This is a genomic window from Duganella vulcania, from assembly GCF_009857655.1.
Lineage (GTDB): Bacteria > Pseudomonadota > Gammaproteobacteria > Burkholderiales > Burkholderiaceae_D > Rugamonas > Rugamonas vulcania.
Genome location: NZ_WWCX01000011.1, coordinates 13,979 through 29,284 on the forward strand (window position 1 = coordinate 13,979; position 15,306 = coordinate 29,284).

Below are 15,306 nucleotides of genomic sequence, written 5' to 3' on the forward strand. Positions count from 1 at the left end.
TTCACTGTTGTGGATGCGATCTAAAGTCTGAGGCATCGTCATCACGAATTTTAAGCATCCGTTTTGTCCTGGAATGCGAGCAGCCTTAGTGCGTTGATGACGACGAGAATTGTTGAGCCTTCGTGAAACAATACTGCAGTCCCGATGTTCAAGCCAAAGATCGTAGCCGGTATGAGCACTGCGACCACACCGAGACTTACCCACAAGTTTTGTCTGATAATCCGGCTAGTCTGGCGCGATAGCCCCACGACGAAAGGCAACTGCCCGAGGTCGTCTCCCATCAATGCGACGTCGGCCGCCTCCAGCGCAACGTCCGACCCTGCGGCTCCCATCGCTATACCGACCGTGGAATTGGCCATCGCCGGCGCATCGTTGACGCCGTCGCCAACCATGGCCACTTTGCCGTGCTGCTCACGCAATTGCTTGATGGCTTCGACCTTTTGCTCAGGCATCAAGTCGCCGCGCGCCTCTGTCAGTCCAACCGTGCGTGCAACAGAATCGGCAACCTGCTGATTGTCACCGGAAATCATAATCAGCCGCTCGATGCCTAGTGCCCGCAACCTGACCATTACCGACGCTGCCACTTCCCTTGGCGTGTCCATCACGCCCACCACACCAAGGAAACGCTTGCCCTTTAATACAATCATTGTGGTGCGACCGTCGGCCACAAGCTTTTCGTTCGCTTTGACCAGAGCGTCCGGCAATGATGCGATACTCATCTCGGAAAACAGCACAGGTTTTGCGATGTATACGGTCTCCCCATTGACACTGGCCTGAATGCCGCGACCGGTGATGCTCTTGACGTCGTCCGCAGTTAGTGCCGACGACTCTTTCGATAGCCGGTCGCGCGCGCCGTCGACCAGCGCCGAAGCAAGCGGGTGGTCGCTATGGGACTCAACGGCAAGGACCACCGCCAGCAGTTCCAACTCTTCAACGCCGTCGGCTGCGATGACATCGGTGAGTTTCGGTTTGCCTTCAGTGAGCGTACCGGTCTTATCAAACGCAATAGAGGTCAGACTGCCCAAGTTTTCTAGCGGGCCGCCGCCCTTGACCAAGACACCGCCGCGTCCTGCACGAGCCACCCCTGACAGCACCGCACTAGGGACCGAAATAGCCAGTGCGCAAGGACTGGCAGCAACTAAAACGGCCATCGCACGATAGAAGCTGTCGGCGAACGGTTCGTCAACGACGATGAATGCAAACATCAGCAAGGCGACCAGGGCCAGAACTACCGGCACAAATATGCGTTCAAACTTGTCGGTGAACTGCTGTGTCGGAGACCGTTGGGCCTCAGCTTCTGTCACCATTTGGACGACGCGGGCCATCGTCGACTGCGCGGCAAGCTTGGCCACCATCACCTCGATCCCGCCCGATCCATTGATGGTGCCGGCAAAAACCCGGTTATTCGCCGCCACCTTTTCGAATGCAGCAATCACGGCAGCGCCATCGGCCACCGGCTGCTTATCAACCGGAACGCTTTCGCCAGTAACTGGCGCCTGATTGACACTGGTCGTGCCCTTTACGACGACACCATCTGCCGGCAGGCGCTCATTGGGCTTGACGAGCACGATGTCGCCAGGCTTCAGTGTCTCGACCGCTACTTCCTCAACCTTGTCCCCGCGTTTGACGGACGCCGTCTCTGGCGCCAGTTTGGCCAGCGCTTCGATAGCTCGCCGCGCGCGGCCCATGGCGAAATGTTCGAGCGAATGTCCCAGACTAAACAGGAACAGCAGCAACGCGCCTTCGCCCCACTTGCCTAGCGCACCAGCACCTGCAGCGGCGACGAGCATCAATGTATCGATCTCAAAGCGGCGGGCGAGAATATTTTCGAGCGCTTCCTTGGTGGTAAAGTAGCCGCCAAACAGATACGCGATGCAGAAAAGCGTAGTGGAGAGCCAGTCCGGACCTGACTGCGTCCATGTGCATAGCCAGCCTGCCAGCATGAACGCGCCGGCCAGTAAGGCAAAAATGAGTTCTGACTTCTCGCCGAAGATGCCGCCATGGTCATGGTCGTGTCCGGCATGCTCTTTATCTGTCGCTCCGTGCGCGTGGACATGGTCTTTCGAGTCACCATGATCATGCTCCGATTGATCATCGTGCTGGTGCTCCTGGTGTTCTCCTGGGTCTTCAGGTCGTGGCTCGTGTTGTGTGTCACGGGACTCGGTTTGCGTCGCGGCCGGCGCTTCTCGATGCGAATCGACAGGGAAAACTTTCTCGGCCTCCTTGTTTTTCATTGTTTCTGGCGTCGTATGGCTCAAGCTTGCGATTACCCCGCCAATAAATCCTATCTGGGTGACCAGGTCGGCTTGAGATAGTGTCTCCGTATCGTATTCGACGCGCACGGCGCCGGACGGTGAGACCTCCGCTTCCAGCACGCCGCTGATACCGCGAAGCCGGTTTGAAAAAAGCCGGGCGCTACGCGCGTGTAGCGGCGCGGTAAGGCGAGCCACATAGTGACCGTACCTCTTTGTCAGTTGCGCACCGACTGACTGAGCGAGTTCCCTTATGCGCGACACTGAAATGATCGAAGGATCGTAGTGCAGGCAGAGTAATGGCTCACTGCCGTCGGCCTTCTTTATGTGCACCTTTTCGATACCGCCCCGTCCTGAAAGACCTTTGATTAGTCTGTCGATACATAAATCATTGGCGTCAATCACGGTTGGCAACACCAAAGGCAATTCGAGCCGGATTTTCTCTGTTTGCGTCATTTCGCATTCCTTATTTTCATTATTCGATCGTCAACTGCCCCCAGCGCGACAAGCAGCTTCGATGCGCTGAGAAACACTGTAGCAATGAGCTGAATGCAGCACTTGATCGTCGATCAGTTACTGGGCTTGTGTTGAAGATCTGACGAGCACCTATCGAGCGGATACTGCAGCATCAGAAGTGTTGCGTCAGCTTAAAAGGAGAAACGACGATCGGGCCGGCGTAGGCCGTCGGGAATGTGAGAAGTATAGATTTCCGGCTTGGCGGCGGGCACGTTCGTCCCGGTCGCAACAATGGATTGAGCCAGTAAAGGCTCCTGGAACAGGGCGAAGCTCATTCCATGACATGAGCCGCAGTCAGGATGGAGCTTGCCCACCTTGTACGAAGTCTCCGTTTTCTCTGCATTGGCCTGATGATGGTGGGCATGGTGCCCAAAATGCTTTGGTGCCGCGCCTGTCTCATGCTGGCAATACGCGCCCGCAGTTGCCCAGGCAAACTGGAACGGAACGACACATAGCAGGAAAATGAGTAGCAACCTTTTCATGCAAAAATCATAGCACGAGTTTGCTAATAAGTAGTGCTAGCTTGGCGCTCCTCTGCTGGCACGCTGTAGCGCTTCACCCATTGGTACATGCTGTAAACACTGACGCCGAGCCTTGCTGCGAACTCAGCGACAGCGTGGCCTCGTTCAGTGACCTGCTTGACCGCTTCTATCTTAAATTCTTCGGTGTATCGATTTCCACTCATGACCACTCCTTTTGCCTAGAATTATGGCTTCAGAGCGTCTAGATGACTCGTGGCGATTCACACTGCTATTTGACTGGAGCACGATCAACCCCTTCGATTCTGGCTTCGCAAGTTATAGCGGATACTGACGGCGATGATCGCGAGGATTACTACCTGTGCCGCCAGCGTCTGCGCGGTCGGGTAGATACCCAGCACCTCGACGCGGGGAACGGCGACTGGCGTCATATCCAGGAACCCCACTTTTTGCAAAGCAGCTACACCTTTGCCGGCGAGGATCACCGCCAGCACGGCCACCAGTGCGGAACTGTAGGCAAAGAACTGGCTGATGGGCAATTTGGCGCTGGAGCGCAACAGCAAGACGGCGATCACGGCCAGAATGACGATGCCCGTGCCAAGGCCAGCGAGCAGATATACGCCATTATGCTCGGTCCAGAGCGCGACATAGAACAGCACCGTTTCAAACACTTCGCGGTAGACGGTGACGAACGACAGCAAGAACAACATTGCGGCCGAGCGTTTGTTGAGCGCCGATGAGAGCTTGTCCTTCACATATGCCTGCCAGCGCCCCGCAAGACTCTTCTGGTGCATCCAGATGCCCACGGCCAGCAGGACCACTGCGGCAAAGATCGCGGAAAACCCCTCTGTCATTTCGCGGCTCGCGCCGCTCAGATCGACAAGATACGTGGCGACCGCCCACGTCAGGGCACCGCCCGCCAGCGCAGCGATCCATCCCGCGTGCACGTAGGGCAGCACATCCTGACGACCGGCTTTTTTCAGGAACGCCAGCATGGCGACGACCACCAGCAGCGCCTCCACGCCTTCTCGCAACAAAATGGTCAAGGCGCCGATGAACGTCGACAGCGGATCGTTGGAAGAATCGAGCGCCCCTTGCGCATCGGACAGCAGCCCCTGCAAGCGCGTCGCGGTGGCACGAGCCTGCGCCAGGTTGTTGGTGGAGACGGCATGGCGATAGTCACCCATCGTTTTTTCGATCTCCGAAAAGAGCGCATTGTTCTTGGCCGCCAGTGCAGGCTCCACCGGCTCGAAGCCGTCCAGATAGGCCGACAAGCCCAGACGCGCAGCGGCCGCCATGTCGCCGGTCTCTAGCGCGGCCACACTGGCCTTGAGCTTGGTCATAGCGATCGGCAAGGTGTCCGCGTTCGATTGCGCCAGCGTCCCCGGTGCGCTGCGCAGATAGGCGGTCAAGCCACGCGCGACGTCCGCGTCGACGGCCTTGGTTAGCGCGCTTTCGGACGATTCGCTCAACTTGGCCAGCGTCGGGAAGGCCGCATGCAACTCCGGGCGTTCGGCCCAAAGCTTAGCACCTGCCTGGCGATCCGCGTCGGAATAGGACAGCGTGGAAGCGAAGTAGGCCACGGCCCAACGCTCGTCTTCGGTCAACTTTGCAAAACTCGCCATCGAGGTGCCTTCCACGCCGCGCGTGACGATCTGCTGTAGAGCGAAAACACTTCGCTCACGCGCGCGCGCATGATCCGCCAGCGCGATCGGCTGTGGATTGAGCGAGGAAGCCAAGGGACCGTCCGCATGACCGGACACCCCGTGGCAGGCAGCGCAATTACTTTGATACAGCGCGGCGCCCTGACGCAGATCCGGGGTCTTCAATGGCGATACTGGTACCGGGTAGGCCATCAGCAGTGCCGCAGCCAGGCGGTGCGCCTGATCGCCTACCCGGTCCGATGGCGCCTTCTGCGCGATAGACTGACGCAAGGCGTCAGCATCGGACAGCAGCGCGACCTGCTGCGGCGTGGTAGGTAGCACGGCCAGTTGTTGACGCGCGGCGTGTGCGAATTCCTGCATTTCCGCATATTCGCTTTGGCTGGCGATGGCGCCTTCTTTCACCGATTTGGCGTAGTCCACGGCGAGATAATCCAGCAGCTGCCAGATCTGCTTGGTCTGTTCGACGGTCGATAACTGCTCCGCGTGGAGCGTCGTTGCCGACACCACCAGACAAAACCATACTAAAAACACTCGGATCACTTGCATAGTTGTTCCAGAAATAGAGGTGGCAAAGGCCACCAAGGAGTAAAAGACAAATACCGCCTACCGGGATCTCTCAGTTTCGAGTGCCGCGTAGCAAACGCAGTCCGTTCATGACGACCAACAGACTGGCGCCCATGTCAGCGAACACGGCCATCCACAATGTCGCTTCGCCGCGCAGGGCCATAACCAGGAAGATGGCCTTGATCGCCAAGGCCAGACCGATGTTCTGCATCAGGATCGCGTGAGCCTTACCGCTCAGACGGATGAATTCCGGTATTTTCCGCAAGTCGTCGTCCATCAGTGCAACGTCCGCTGTCTCGAGCGCGGTGTCGGTGCCCATGGCACCCATCGCGAAACCGATGTCGGCCTTGGCCAGCGCCGGGGCGTCGTTGACGCCGTCTCCCACCATGCCGACGTGGCCGAACGTGGTCACCAAATCGGCCACGGCGCCCAATTTGTCTTCCGGAAGCAATCCGCCGCGCGCGTCGGCGATGCCCACCTGGAGGCCAATCGCGCGTGCCGTGTGGGCGTTGTCTCCGCTTAGCATGACGACTTCGACGCCCAGAACCGCGAGATCTTCAATGGCTTGCGCGCTTGTCGGCCTGACTGTATCGGCCACCGCCAGCATCAGCAGCGGCGTGCTCCCGTCGACCAGCAACACCACGCTTTTGCCATTACGTTCCAGCGGTTCGACCAGCGCCTCGATCGCTTGGTCGGAGCAGCCGAGCTCCTTGACCAGGCGCAAGCTACCCAGATGCAGCTCCCGGCCATCGACAACACCCCGCACCCCAAGACCATCAAGGGCGCGGAAGGCGTCTACTTCGGTAAGCGGCTCGGCCGGCCGCTGCGATTCCCAGTAAGCGCTGATGGCACCCGATACCGGGTGATCGGAGCGTGCGGCCAGGCTGGCTGCAAGACGCAGCATAGTGTGTAGTTCAGCGCCGGCGAATGGGACGGCATCAGTGACGGCGGGCTTGCCCAACGTAACCGTACCGGTTTTGTCCAGCGCGATCGCGCGCAGCAACCGGCCTTGCTCCAAGTAGACACCTCCCTTGATGAGAATGCCTCTCCGAGCTGCGGCAGCCAAGCCGCTCACCACCGTAACCGGCGTGGAGATGACCAGCGCACACGGACATGCGATCACCAGGAGCACCAGCGCCTTGTACAGCCACGGACCTGCCGCGGCTTGCGTCAGCAACGGCGGAAGCACTGCAACGAGCACGGCCAACAGCACCACGGCGGGGATGTAATACCTCGCGAACTGGTCGACGAAGCGTTGCGTTGGCGCACGTTCACCTTGCGCCTGCTGCACGCTTTCGACAATCCGCGACAGGGTCGAGCCTTTTTGTGTGGCGGTGACACGGAACTCAATTTCCCCGCGCTCATTGATGGTGCCGGCATAGACTGCGTCACCCGTCTCCTTAGCCACCGGCAGACTTTCACCGGTGATCGGCGCCTGATTGATCGTGCTCCGTCCAGCGGTGACGATACCGTCTAGCGGCACCCGCGCACCTGGTGCAACACGGATGATAGTTCCAACCTGAACCTCGCTGGCCGCGGTCTCCCGCCATCCGTCGGCGCCTGCATACACCAGTGCCGTATCAGGCGACATCGCCATCAGTGCGCCCACGGCGTTGCGGGCGCGGTCGAGAGATTTTGCCTCGATCATCTCCGCAACCGTGAAGAGAAAAATCACCATCGCGGCCTCGGGCCATTGACCGATCGCCGCAGCACCAATCACCGCCAGCGACATCAGGAAATTCATGTTGAGCGACAGATACCGCAACGCGATCCAGCCCTTTTTCAGAGTGCCCAAACCACCAGAAAGGATAGCGATAACGGCGAGCGCCACCACCGCCCATGATTGCTCTTGGCCGGTATACCACGCGAGCATTTCGGCCCCCACAGCAGCAGCTCCCGAGACGCAGAGCATTGCCCACGCACGACCGGATAGTCCCGCATCTTGCGCCAACTCAAAGTCGTGTCCGGGCGCAGCGTTGTTCAACGTGTCGGTTTTGACCACGGCTTCCATGCCCAGCGAGGTAAGCGCATCGGCAATCGGTGCCACCGCTGGGAGTCGATGGCGTACTGTTAGTTCGCGCAGCATCAAATTAAATTGCAACGCCGCGACGCCAGGCATCTTCTCCAAACGGTCCCGGATCAGCTTTTCCTCGGTTGGGCAGTCCATATTCTGAATCAGGAACACAGCTTGCTCAGCCCCATCGACAACTGGGGGACGGGCAGCATCTGGCACCGCAGTCGTACCGGAACATCCGTTGTTATTGCAGCATTCCATGAGCCAGTCCTTGATTCGTATTATCATTCGCATTGAACACCCTATAGTCACTATAGAGTCAAGCCTTCAATTGACTTCAGGAGCAGCCAATGCAGAAAACATTCAAAATAGGGCAACTTTCGAAAGCGACTGGCTGTCAGGTGGAGACCATCCGATTCTATGAGCAGGAAGGGCTCTTGCCAGCGCCGGCGCGCAACGCGGGAAACTACCGGTTATATGAAACTGCTCACGTCGAGCGGTTGCAGTTTATCCGCCATTGTCGATCTCTTGATATGCCGCTCAACGACGTCAGGCTGTTGCTGAGTCTGCGCGATGCCCCAGGAGAAAGCTGCCAGGAAGTCAATCAGTTGCTCGATCAGCGCATTGTGCAAGTGGAGCAACGCATTGCTGAACTCAATGCGTTGCAAGGCCAATTGAGAGTACTGCGAGGCCGTTGCCAAACCGGGAGTGCGGCGCGGGACTGCGGCATTTTGCGGGAGCTATCGGCGGGAACGTGCAAGGCGGAAGGATGCGGGAGCCACTTCGAATCATGAATTGATACGGCACGGTGCGTCGCAGGCTTTCGATCAATGTAGGTGACTGCGGCCAGGGAAAACGAGACAATATACGGCAAGCTTATTTCTTAAGATCAATTACTTACAGCAGTATTTGAGTTTTTTGACACGAATCCCGGTCGCCCACAGGCAGTGCGTAACCTGTCAAAATCTTAACTATGGCCAGCTTTGAAACTCAGATCGACAAATTCACGTAATTGCGACAAATCCGTCTTGGCATATCCCGCCGTGGTCTGAATCGATGCGTGACCCAGCAGTGATTGAGCCACTGTGAGCGGCACCTTATGATCGACCACCAAGGCCCGCGCATAGGCGTGACGCAGCCAGTGGGGTGAGGCGGACGCGAGCAACACCGCACGCACCGGGCTATCAATGGCCAAGGCGCCACCGGCTTCGACAAAAATTGCCTTTACTTCGGCATATAGGCCCGATTCCATCAGGGAGCCACCCTTGAAGCCGTGAATGAGCGGTATCACCTCAAAACGAGAAAGCGAACTGGAAAGACCTCGGGCCACTCGATAAGCCTTGATGGGGCCGATTGCCACGTCGGGAAGTGGCACAACGCGCTGCTTGTCGCCCTTGCCCATGACATACAACGCCCAGCGTCCCTCGTCGTCCGACTCGATTCGAGGCAGATTTGTCCGGCTATCCCAGGCGAGCTCGGCCAAGCGCACACCACCGTAGCGAAATAGCGCCCAGATCGCCTGTCGCCTGCGCTGAGTTAGGTTATCCGTTTGCGCGACGGCTCTGGCCATCATCAGGTCGCATACCGCCAAGGCTGCTGGCGGAAGAAAGCGCGTAGGCACGAAACCCGTGCGCACTTGCGTTCCCGACAACAGGCCGGCAGCTGGATTGGCGATCAGATAGCCCGTGTCGTACCAGTACTGATAGAGGCTTGCGACCACGGCCATCGCTCTGGCCAGCGTACTCTCACCCGCGCCTTTGATCTGCTGGGAGCCATCGTCATCGGTCGACACGCGATGCTCGGAGAGCTGATGCTTGTAGGCGAGCAGGTCGGTGCGCGTCAGATCCGATAAAGGGCCATACTGCCGATCACGACACCATTCGATCAACTTGCGAAGGTCGTTAGCGTACGCGCGCAAGGTGTGTCGGGACCGGCTCGCACGTTCCTGCAGGAACAGCACCAGGGCGCTGGCGTCGTCAACCGCGGCCAGTGTGTTCGTAGCAACGTCATGGTTCTGGAATCGACCGATGCTCCCGCAAAGCCAAGCGTGTAGTGAAACGGGCGTACGGCCATCAACTAGTGTGATCCATCCCAGCACACCATCTACCTCGGCCGCAGGCGGGAGGTCGCCGTCCACAGTTTGAAAGCGTCGCCGATGCGATGCGAGCAGCTGCTTGAGAACATCCTGCTGCTTGGGGGCCTGGTCTGCCGGCGCACAGCGCAATCGGCCGCCTTGCCACCACTCGATGACTTGCTGATGCGCGAGGAGCAGCTGAAACAAGGCGGGCTTCGCGGCCTTGGCGTCGCCCAGAGAGGGATAAATCTGCTTGACGCGAAGCAGCGTCCAGGCTTCATAGCAGGCATGCCCCAGCACCTGTGTGAGGTATGCCAGAGTGCCGTCGACTGTGTCGGGCAAAAGCTGCGGTGGCGTTACCGCATGGTCCAGCCAGCGCTGCATGGCTACTCTCTCTTCTTACGACGCGGCGCCGCCTTTTTTGCACCGGCAGCGGCCTCCGCCGCCGAGGCCGGTGCAGCTTGCTTGGCACCTGGTGGTTGGACCATCGCGGCGCGCACCAGTTCGTCCAGTTGTGCGCGCATGCTGGCGTTGACTACCTTGAAGGCATTCGCTTCGCCTACCGCCGTTTGCGCGCGTGAGCGCTCGTTTTTCAACTCGGCCTCTGTCCGCTCGACCGATTCTTCCAGGACGCCGATACGCCGTTCGGCAAATTTCAGCTGGGATGACACGCGTAGCTGTTCCTGCTGCAAGGCTTGGCGCTGATACGCGGTCTCCTGCATCAGCTGCTTGGATAATCCCTCGTAGCGTTCCTGAGCGGCGGCAACCTGCTCAAGGCGCCCCTGTTCAAGCGCGAGCTGATGCTCGCGAGACGACTGAAGTTGTGCCAGCGCCTCTGCGTGTAAGGCCTGCAGGGATGAGAGCTGTGTCGTCATTGCCGCCATATCCGTGCGGGCCTGGGCAAGCTCGGCATCCCGGGCGGCCACCACGCTGCGCAAATCGCTCAGCTCCTCTCGCAGGGCCTGGGCGCGCAAATTGGCATCCGCCAGCGCGGCAGCCGTGTGCTCGATGGACTCGCGCGCTTGGGTCTTGAGCTTGACCACATCGTCGAGCTGAACGGCCACAGCCGCATGCCACACCGCCTGCATCTTGTCCGCTATCTCGACCGGCAGTTTCGGCAAGGCGATGTCGGACAGCCCCGCGACGACGATTTCCGACTCGATTTGCTTGATCTCACGGCCGAGCGTGGCCGGGTCGCCGCCGCCGAGTCGGGCTTTGAGCTTACGGACGGACACGATGCTGCGAAAACGATCGCTGGTCGCCGGCGCAGCATCATGGGCTTCCGTGAGCATGGCGAGCACGGTGGAGCGGATCTGGTCTTTGGTGGCGATAGCTGAGCGCGACATAGCGGAGGCTTTCTGATTAAATATTAGGCATATATTACGCTCAGTTCTAACGTTATGTAAGCATTGAACGTTAGAATTTATTTATCAAATAATGGATAACTATAATTATCATGTTAAAGCTGGAGCCGCGCGATGTTTGAGCCGCCTCCGGGCGAGGGTGCGCGTTTTTGATGGGCCGGCGAAACCAAAAGCGCGGGATACCCTACCCAGGCTGGACACAGCGCAGACGGATGGTCACAATGACAATGGCCTATAGGAAAACCCAGGCCATCCCTCCAAATCTCGAACCAGGACAACCATGCTGCTTCCCTTAGCTGACTACGAACGTATCTTCCTAACCGTCAAGGCCATACTCGACGCAGAGGACGCTATGACCGCACATGCCTGCCAGTTTTTTGCACTGATGGGCGCTGCTATTTTGTTTACGCACTATGGCGTCAGGGCGAAGCCCGCGTTCGGCGCGGCATTCCTGCTCCTCGACGAGGAAACCAAGGACATTCTTTCGTATGGCCGTGTTGAAGGAAATACGATTAGCAGTGATGATAAGCGCTATCACGCCTGGCTCGATACCGGCGACTACGTGATCGACTTCATGGCGCCGCTCTATGGCGAAGCCATGCGCGCTAAGGGGTACACGAAGGTGGTGCCGCGGTTAGTGTTGCAACACTCAAAATCGTCTCTGGCGCCAAGTATCTTCGACTTGAAGAAACGCGGGGACTGCTTCCTGGCGCCCAATAACGCGCTGTCGCAATACATGGTCAGCTACTACCTGGGCGAGCGCCAACACCGAGATATGATCGAAACGGCGGTGCGGTGGTATCGCAAGCCGCCTGAACCGATGGACGTTGTCCAAACTACCGGGCGCAAGGGAGTAGCTCATACGCTTGCCTTAGGCCAGTCAATCATCGACGGCATATGGTAAAAGCGCGGCAAGCTTGGAGCTAAAAAGCGATTTTTTATTCGTTTTCTGTGAAAAACTAGGTTTTATATTGTTTTTAAGTCGGAATAACGGAGATCCCGCCGGCTGTCGGCCAGTTGGTACGAAGTAGGCCGTTGTCCGAGTAAGTTCATTTCTAACAGTGTGCGAGCCGTTAGAATTCGCTATCGTACGAAAATACTAAATGATGATGTGATGGTAACGTTAGCGGGCGCGAAGCAAAAAAATCGCTGTATCGGGGCAGTGTGGGAGGGGAAAACGGCAAACAGCAAGTGTTTGATTTTAAATAAAAAACTTGTTCCCCGCTTAAAGTAACCCTTATGCGTATTGAAGGTGCCTACCGTCGCAAGCTGCAGCGAAATCAAGGACACCCCTCCTTCTGGGCGTTGGCCTGGCGCGGACGCGGTGCATCGCATGACGATGGCGCCGCGTTGCGAGACGTCAGCCGACTGCCGCGCTAGTGGCCGCGCCGGCGCGCCGCCACCCCCAGCATGGCCAGCCCGCCGAGCAGCATGGCATATGTGGCCGGTTCCGGTACCGGATGAATGGCCTTCAGTTCCAGCTGCGCACCGCTGGCGTCGCTGCTCAGGATGAACTGGTAGTGGTCCCAGTGTGGCGTGACGAAGTCGGCGGGCAAGACAAATACGCCTGTGGGCAAATGCGGCGCCATCGCCGAGGTGATGCCTGTATCGCCTACAGGCCCGGCCAGGCCGGCAAAATACACCGGCGCCGGGGCCACATCAACGAAAGGATGCGGCTCCACTGTGTGCTGTGCGCTGACCGCCACTTGCAGCACCTTGCCATCGAATACCCCGCTGGTGGTCGCGGTCCAGAATTGCAGGTCCGGCGACGCCAGCGTGGAGGTGAACGCCGTGGCGCTGTTGTAGTCCCAATTCCAGAAAACATCCAGCGCCGTTGGCGTGTCCTGGGCCACCGTGACGGTATAGGTCGACGCCGCCGCCATGCCGGCGGCCGCCAGCATGGCCACTGCCATCACACTCTTTTTCAGAACGAGTATTTTCCCCATCATGCTCTCCTAAATGAGCGCTGCCGGCCCGGAATGGGCAATCAATCTCCACAACGACGGCTTTAGCGCGTTCCTGCTCTAATATCAGGCACATCCGCGACCGGTTCCTTTGCGCCGGTACGCCAGGCCGGCCACAAGGGCCAGACCGGCACCGAGCATCAAGACCGTATCCGGTTCCGGGACCGGCGGTGGCGTGTACCCGCCGCCGTTGTTGCCGAAGTCCCAGTTGGTATTCGGGTCGTTCACGGTGTCGGCGTTGCTCACCACGCCATAGAGCTGCGCCAGGCTGCCAAGGCCGGCCTGTTCCGCGCCGGACAGCAGCACCGCCCCTTTGGGCAACTCGATGGCGCTGATGTAGCCGGTATCGAAGAAGTTTGCTTCGCCGTTATTGCTGGCGTAGGATTGCTGCCACATGCCCAGGTTGAATACCGTGCCATACTGGAACAGCAACTTCTTGTAGACCGTGCGGCTGCCGGTCCAGTTGCCATCGCCGGCATAGGTTGAATTGGTGAACGCGCTGCTGTAGTTGACGCCCGCGCTATCGGTAAACGAGGTATCCATCTGCGCATAGGTGGACGCCGCGTTGTAGCTGCCGTTGGCGGGGAAATTGCCTTCCAGCGTCATGGCCAGGACGAAAGCGCCATAATCGCCGGCCTTCCTGCCGGTGCCGGCAGTGATCAGCAGTTGTTGATTCCATTGCGCGCTGGCGTTGGCCTGCAGATAGCTGTTGGCGGGTCCGCTGGGCGCGCCGTTGTCGACCATGCTGGTGGTGATGGCAGTGCGCAGGCGGGTACTGCTGGCCTCGGCACGGCCGCTGTAGCTGTACCCATATTGACCGTTATTGGTGATGATGTCGTAGACGGGATCGGTGCCGCCGGCGCCGCCCATCGCGATGCTGTATGTGGCGAGCGCGACGCCGGTGCTGTGTCCAGGGTTGCTGCCGTCGTTATAGGTCGAGACGCCCGGTGTATAGAGTTGGAAGTTGACGTCGCCTAGCAATGGGCTGCTGTAGCTGGTATTGATCGACCCGCCCACCGACGCTTGCGCGTAGTAGGAAAGCGCCGGCGTCGCGCCACATGCGCCAGTTATCAGGTATAGCATGCCGGCGGCCAGTATCACCTGACGCACCGGCCGACGCGCGCGCGTCCGCCGAGATGCTTGTGCGATATCCATAAGATTCCCCTATCGTTTTCTATTCAAATTGGCGGCATGCTGATAGCGTGGTGCAGGCGGTGCCGCGATGGCCGCTGAAGCCAGTGTTGCCGTTTCAGGCTTACAACGCAGCGTCAACACCTGTTAAAAGTCAACTTTGGTGAAAAGATATCGGCGAAGCCACATCCCGCCGCCGCCCACAACACGGCCTCGCAGTCACAAATAACAACGATATCCGCGCAATATTGGAAAAATCGCCTTCCACATGATCGTCGACAGTCACTGGCAGTGTCATACCCACAATAAAAATGGCACACTGGCTTATAGGAAATTCACTTCGCCAGAAGCTGGCAGTCGTGATCTGGGCAGTACAGTTCTCCGACCTAGCCCCCGTCGGACCTCCAACGCCCAAGGGCGCTCCCGTCGCCGCAGTCCATGCCGGCTAGCGGCGCGCGCGGACGCGTAACATCAAGACCAAGGGGGTTCCATGAATGGCTTTTCCATTTCCGACGCAAGCAGGTCGGCCACGGCGCCGTGCCAGACCAACTGCACCAGGTGCCGCGCTGCGCCGTTCTGTATCCCGGCGTGGACCGGTCAAGACACACGGCACCATCCGGTATTGAGCCGCCGCATCAGGGTGCCACGCGATACCAGGCTGTTCCAGGCCGGCGACCTGGTCGGCGAGCGCTTCTACGCGATCTACTACGGCACCATCAAGTTCACCTTTGCGACCGCATCGAATCACGAGAAGATCGGCGCCTTCCTGATGAGCGGCGATCTGCTGGCCCTCGATGCGATCGGATTCCGTCGGCACCATGGCACCGCCACGGCGCTAGAGGACAGCGAGGTCTGCGAGATTCGCTACGAGTGCATGCAGTCCATGCCCACGTTGCTTCACAGCATGATCAGCAAGCAGATCGCGCGCGAACAAATCACCGCGCATTTGCTGCGGAACAGCGGTGCCGGGCAACGGCTGGCGGCGTTTCTGCTGGACATGTCCTGGCGCCACTACCGGCGCGGCTATTCTGCGCAGCGCTTTCGCCTGGCGATGTCGCGCCAGGACATCGCCAATTTCCTGGCGCTGAGTCCGGAATGCCTGTGCCGCGAATTGGCCCAGTTCAGGCAGGACGGGTTGCTGGAGGTCGACGAGCGTGAGATCACTCTGCGCGATGCCGGACGCTTGCGCAAGCTGGCTGCGGGAAGCAGCCCGGTGGCAGTGCCTATCCAACGGCAAGTTTGATCTGCATCAAAGGCACGCAGCGTCCGAGGCTTCTATGATGG

The 15,306-nt window shown here is 59.0% G+C and carries 11 protein-coding genes and 1 pseudogene; 3 read left to right on the plus strand and 9 right to left on the minus strand.

Annotated elements, in window-relative coordinates:
- Positions 1–50 precede the first annotated feature (50 nt).
- The 5 genes and pseudogenes from GTP90_RS09670 to GTP90_RS09690 all read right to left on the minus strand — a co-directional run bounded on the left by GTP90_RS09670 (position 51) and on the right by GTP90_RS09690 (position 7,750).
- Complete coding sequence (locus GTP90_RS09670; protein ID WP_161083316.1) at positions 51–2,708, minus strand: heavy metal translocating P-type ATPase; 2,658 nt, start codon at positions 2,706–2,708, stop codon at positions 51–53.
- 191 nt (positions 2,709–2,899) lie between these two features.
- The gene (locus tag GTP90_RS09675; RefSeq protein ID WP_161083317.1) at positions 2,900–3,250 is read right to left on the minus strand and encodes a cobalt-zinc-cadmium resistance protein; all 351 of its coding nucleotides are present in this window, start codon (positions 3,248–3,250) and stop codon (positions 2,900–2,902) included.
- Between the two features lie 41 nt (positions 3,251–3,291).
- A pseudogene (locus GTP90_RS09680) lies at positions 3,292–3,453 on the minus strand (transposase); the annotation flags it as partial.
- Between the two features lie 84 nt (positions 3,454–3,537).
- Positions 3,538–5,457 (minus strand): FTR1 family protein, encoded by a 1,920-nt coding sequence (locus tag GTP90_RS09685; RefSeq protein WP_161083319.1) that lies wholly within the window; start codon positions 5,455–5,457, stop codon positions 3,538–3,540.
- Between the two features lie 70 nt (positions 5,458–5,527).
- Positions 5,528–7,750, minus strand: coding sequence for a heavy metal translocating P-type ATPase (locus GTP90_RS09690; protein WP_254451807.1), 2,223 nt, complete (start codon positions 7,748–7,750; stop codon positions 5,528–5,530).
- 89 nt (positions 7,751–7,839) lie between these two features.
- Here GTP90_RS09690 and cadR point away from each other — a divergent pair, with 89 nt between their 5' ends.
- Positions 7,840–8,283 carry a Cd(II)/Pb(II)-responsive transcriptional regulator gene (gene cadR, locus GTP90_RS09695; protein WP_161083321.1) on the plus strand — a complete coding sequence of 148 codons (444 nt, stop codon included), beginning with the start codon at positions 7,840–7,842 and terminating at the stop codon, positions 8,281–8,283.
- 173 nt (positions 8,284–8,456) lie between these two features.
- Here the strand turns inward: cadR and GTP90_RS09700 are convergent, their stop codons facing one another.
- Positions 8,457–9,947, minus strand: coding sequence for a tyrosine-type recombinase/integrase (locus tag GTP90_RS09700; protein ID WP_161083322.1), 1,491 nt, complete (start codon positions 9,945–9,947; stop codon positions 8,457–8,459).
- A 2-nt stretch (positions 9,948–9,949) separates the two neighbouring features.
- Positions 9,950–10,909, minus strand: coding sequence for a DNA-binding protein (locus tag GTP90_RS09705; protein ID WP_161083323.1), 960 nt, complete (start codon positions 10,907–10,909; stop codon positions 9,950–9,952).
- Between the two features lie 298 nt (positions 10,910–11,207).
- On the opposite strand from GTP90_RS09705, the gene GTP90_RS09710 reads away from it, so the two are divergent.
- Complete coding sequence (locus GTP90_RS09710) at positions 11,208–11,831, plus strand: DUF2026 family protein (protein WP_161083324.1); 624 nt, start codon at positions 11,208–11,210, stop codon at positions 11,829–11,831.
- Positions 11,832–12,303: 472 nt separating this feature from the next.
- On the opposite strand, the gene GTP90_RS36870 is transcribed toward GTP90_RS09710, so the two are convergent.
- Positions 12,304–12,876, minus strand: a complete 573-nt coding sequence (locus GTP90_RS36870) for a PEPxxWA-CTERM sorting domain-containing protein (protein ID WP_254451800.1) — start codon at positions 12,874–12,876, stop codon at positions 12,304–12,306.
- A gap of 81 nt (positions 12,877–12,957) precedes the next feature.
- A complete protein-coding gene (locus GTP90_RS09720) occupies positions 12,958–14,046 on the minus strand; it encodes a PEP-CTERM sorting domain-containing protein (RefSeq protein WP_161083325.1) in 1,089 nt (362 codons plus the stop codon).
- Positions 14,047–14,512: 466 nt separating this feature from the next.
- Here GTP90_RS09720 and GTP90_RS09725 point away from each other — a divergent pair, with 466 nt between their 5' ends.
- A complete protein-coding gene (locus GTP90_RS09725; protein ID WP_161083326.1) occupies positions 14,513–15,265 on the plus strand; it encodes a helix-turn-helix domain-containing protein in 753 nt (250 codons plus the stop codon).
- Positions 15,266–15,306: the final 41 nt, after the last annotated feature.

What these genes read in the sequence shown, in the direction of transcription:
- GTP90_RS09670 (WP_161083316.1), bottom strand. Translation starts at nt 2,708, where the DNA reads ATGACGCAAACAGAGAAAATCCGGCTCGAATTGCCTTTGGTGTTGCCA.
- GTP90_RS09675 (WP_161083317.1), bottom strand. Translation starts at nt 3,250, where the DNA reads ATGAAAAGGTTGCTACTCATTTTCCTGCTATGTGTCGTTCCGTTCCAG.
- GTP90_RS09685 (WP_161083319.1), bottom strand. Translation starts at nt 5,457, where the DNA reads ATGCAAGTGATCCGAGTGTTTTTAGTATGGTTTTGTCTGGTGGTGTCG.
- GTP90_RS09690 (WP_254451807.1), bottom strand. Translation starts at nt 7,750, where the DNA reads ATGGAATGCTGCAATAACAACGGATGTTCCGGTACGACTGCGGTGCCA.
- cadR (WP_161083321.1), top strand. Translation starts at nt 7,840, where the DNA reads ATGCAGAAAACATTCAAAATAGGGCAACTTTCGAAAGCGACTGGCTGT.
- GTP90_RS09700 (WP_161083322.1), bottom strand. Translation starts at nt 9,947, where the DNA reads ATGCAGCGCTGGCTGGACCATGCGGTAACGCCACCGCAGCTTTTGCCC.
- GTP90_RS09705 (WP_161083323.1), bottom strand. Translation starts at nt 10,909, where the DNA reads ATGTCGCGCTCAGCTATCGCCACCAAAGACCAGATCCGCTCCACCGTG.
- GTP90_RS09710 (WP_161083324.1), top strand. Translation starts at nt 11,208, where the DNA reads ATGCTGCTTCCCTTAGCTGACTACGAACGTATCTTCCTAACCGTCAAG.
- GTP90_RS36870 (WP_254451800.1), bottom strand. Translation starts at nt 12,876, where the DNA reads ATGATGGGGAAAATACTCGTTCTGAAAAAGAGTGTGATGGCAGTGGCC.
- GTP90_RS09720 (WP_161083325.1), bottom strand. Translation starts at nt 14,046, where the DNA reads ATGGATATCGCACAAGCATCTCGGCGGACGCGCGCGCGTCGGCCGGTG.
- GTP90_RS09725 (WP_161083326.1), top strand. Translation starts at nt 14,513, where the DNA reads ATGAATGGCTTTTCCATTTCCGACGCAAGCAGGTCGGCCACGGCGCCG.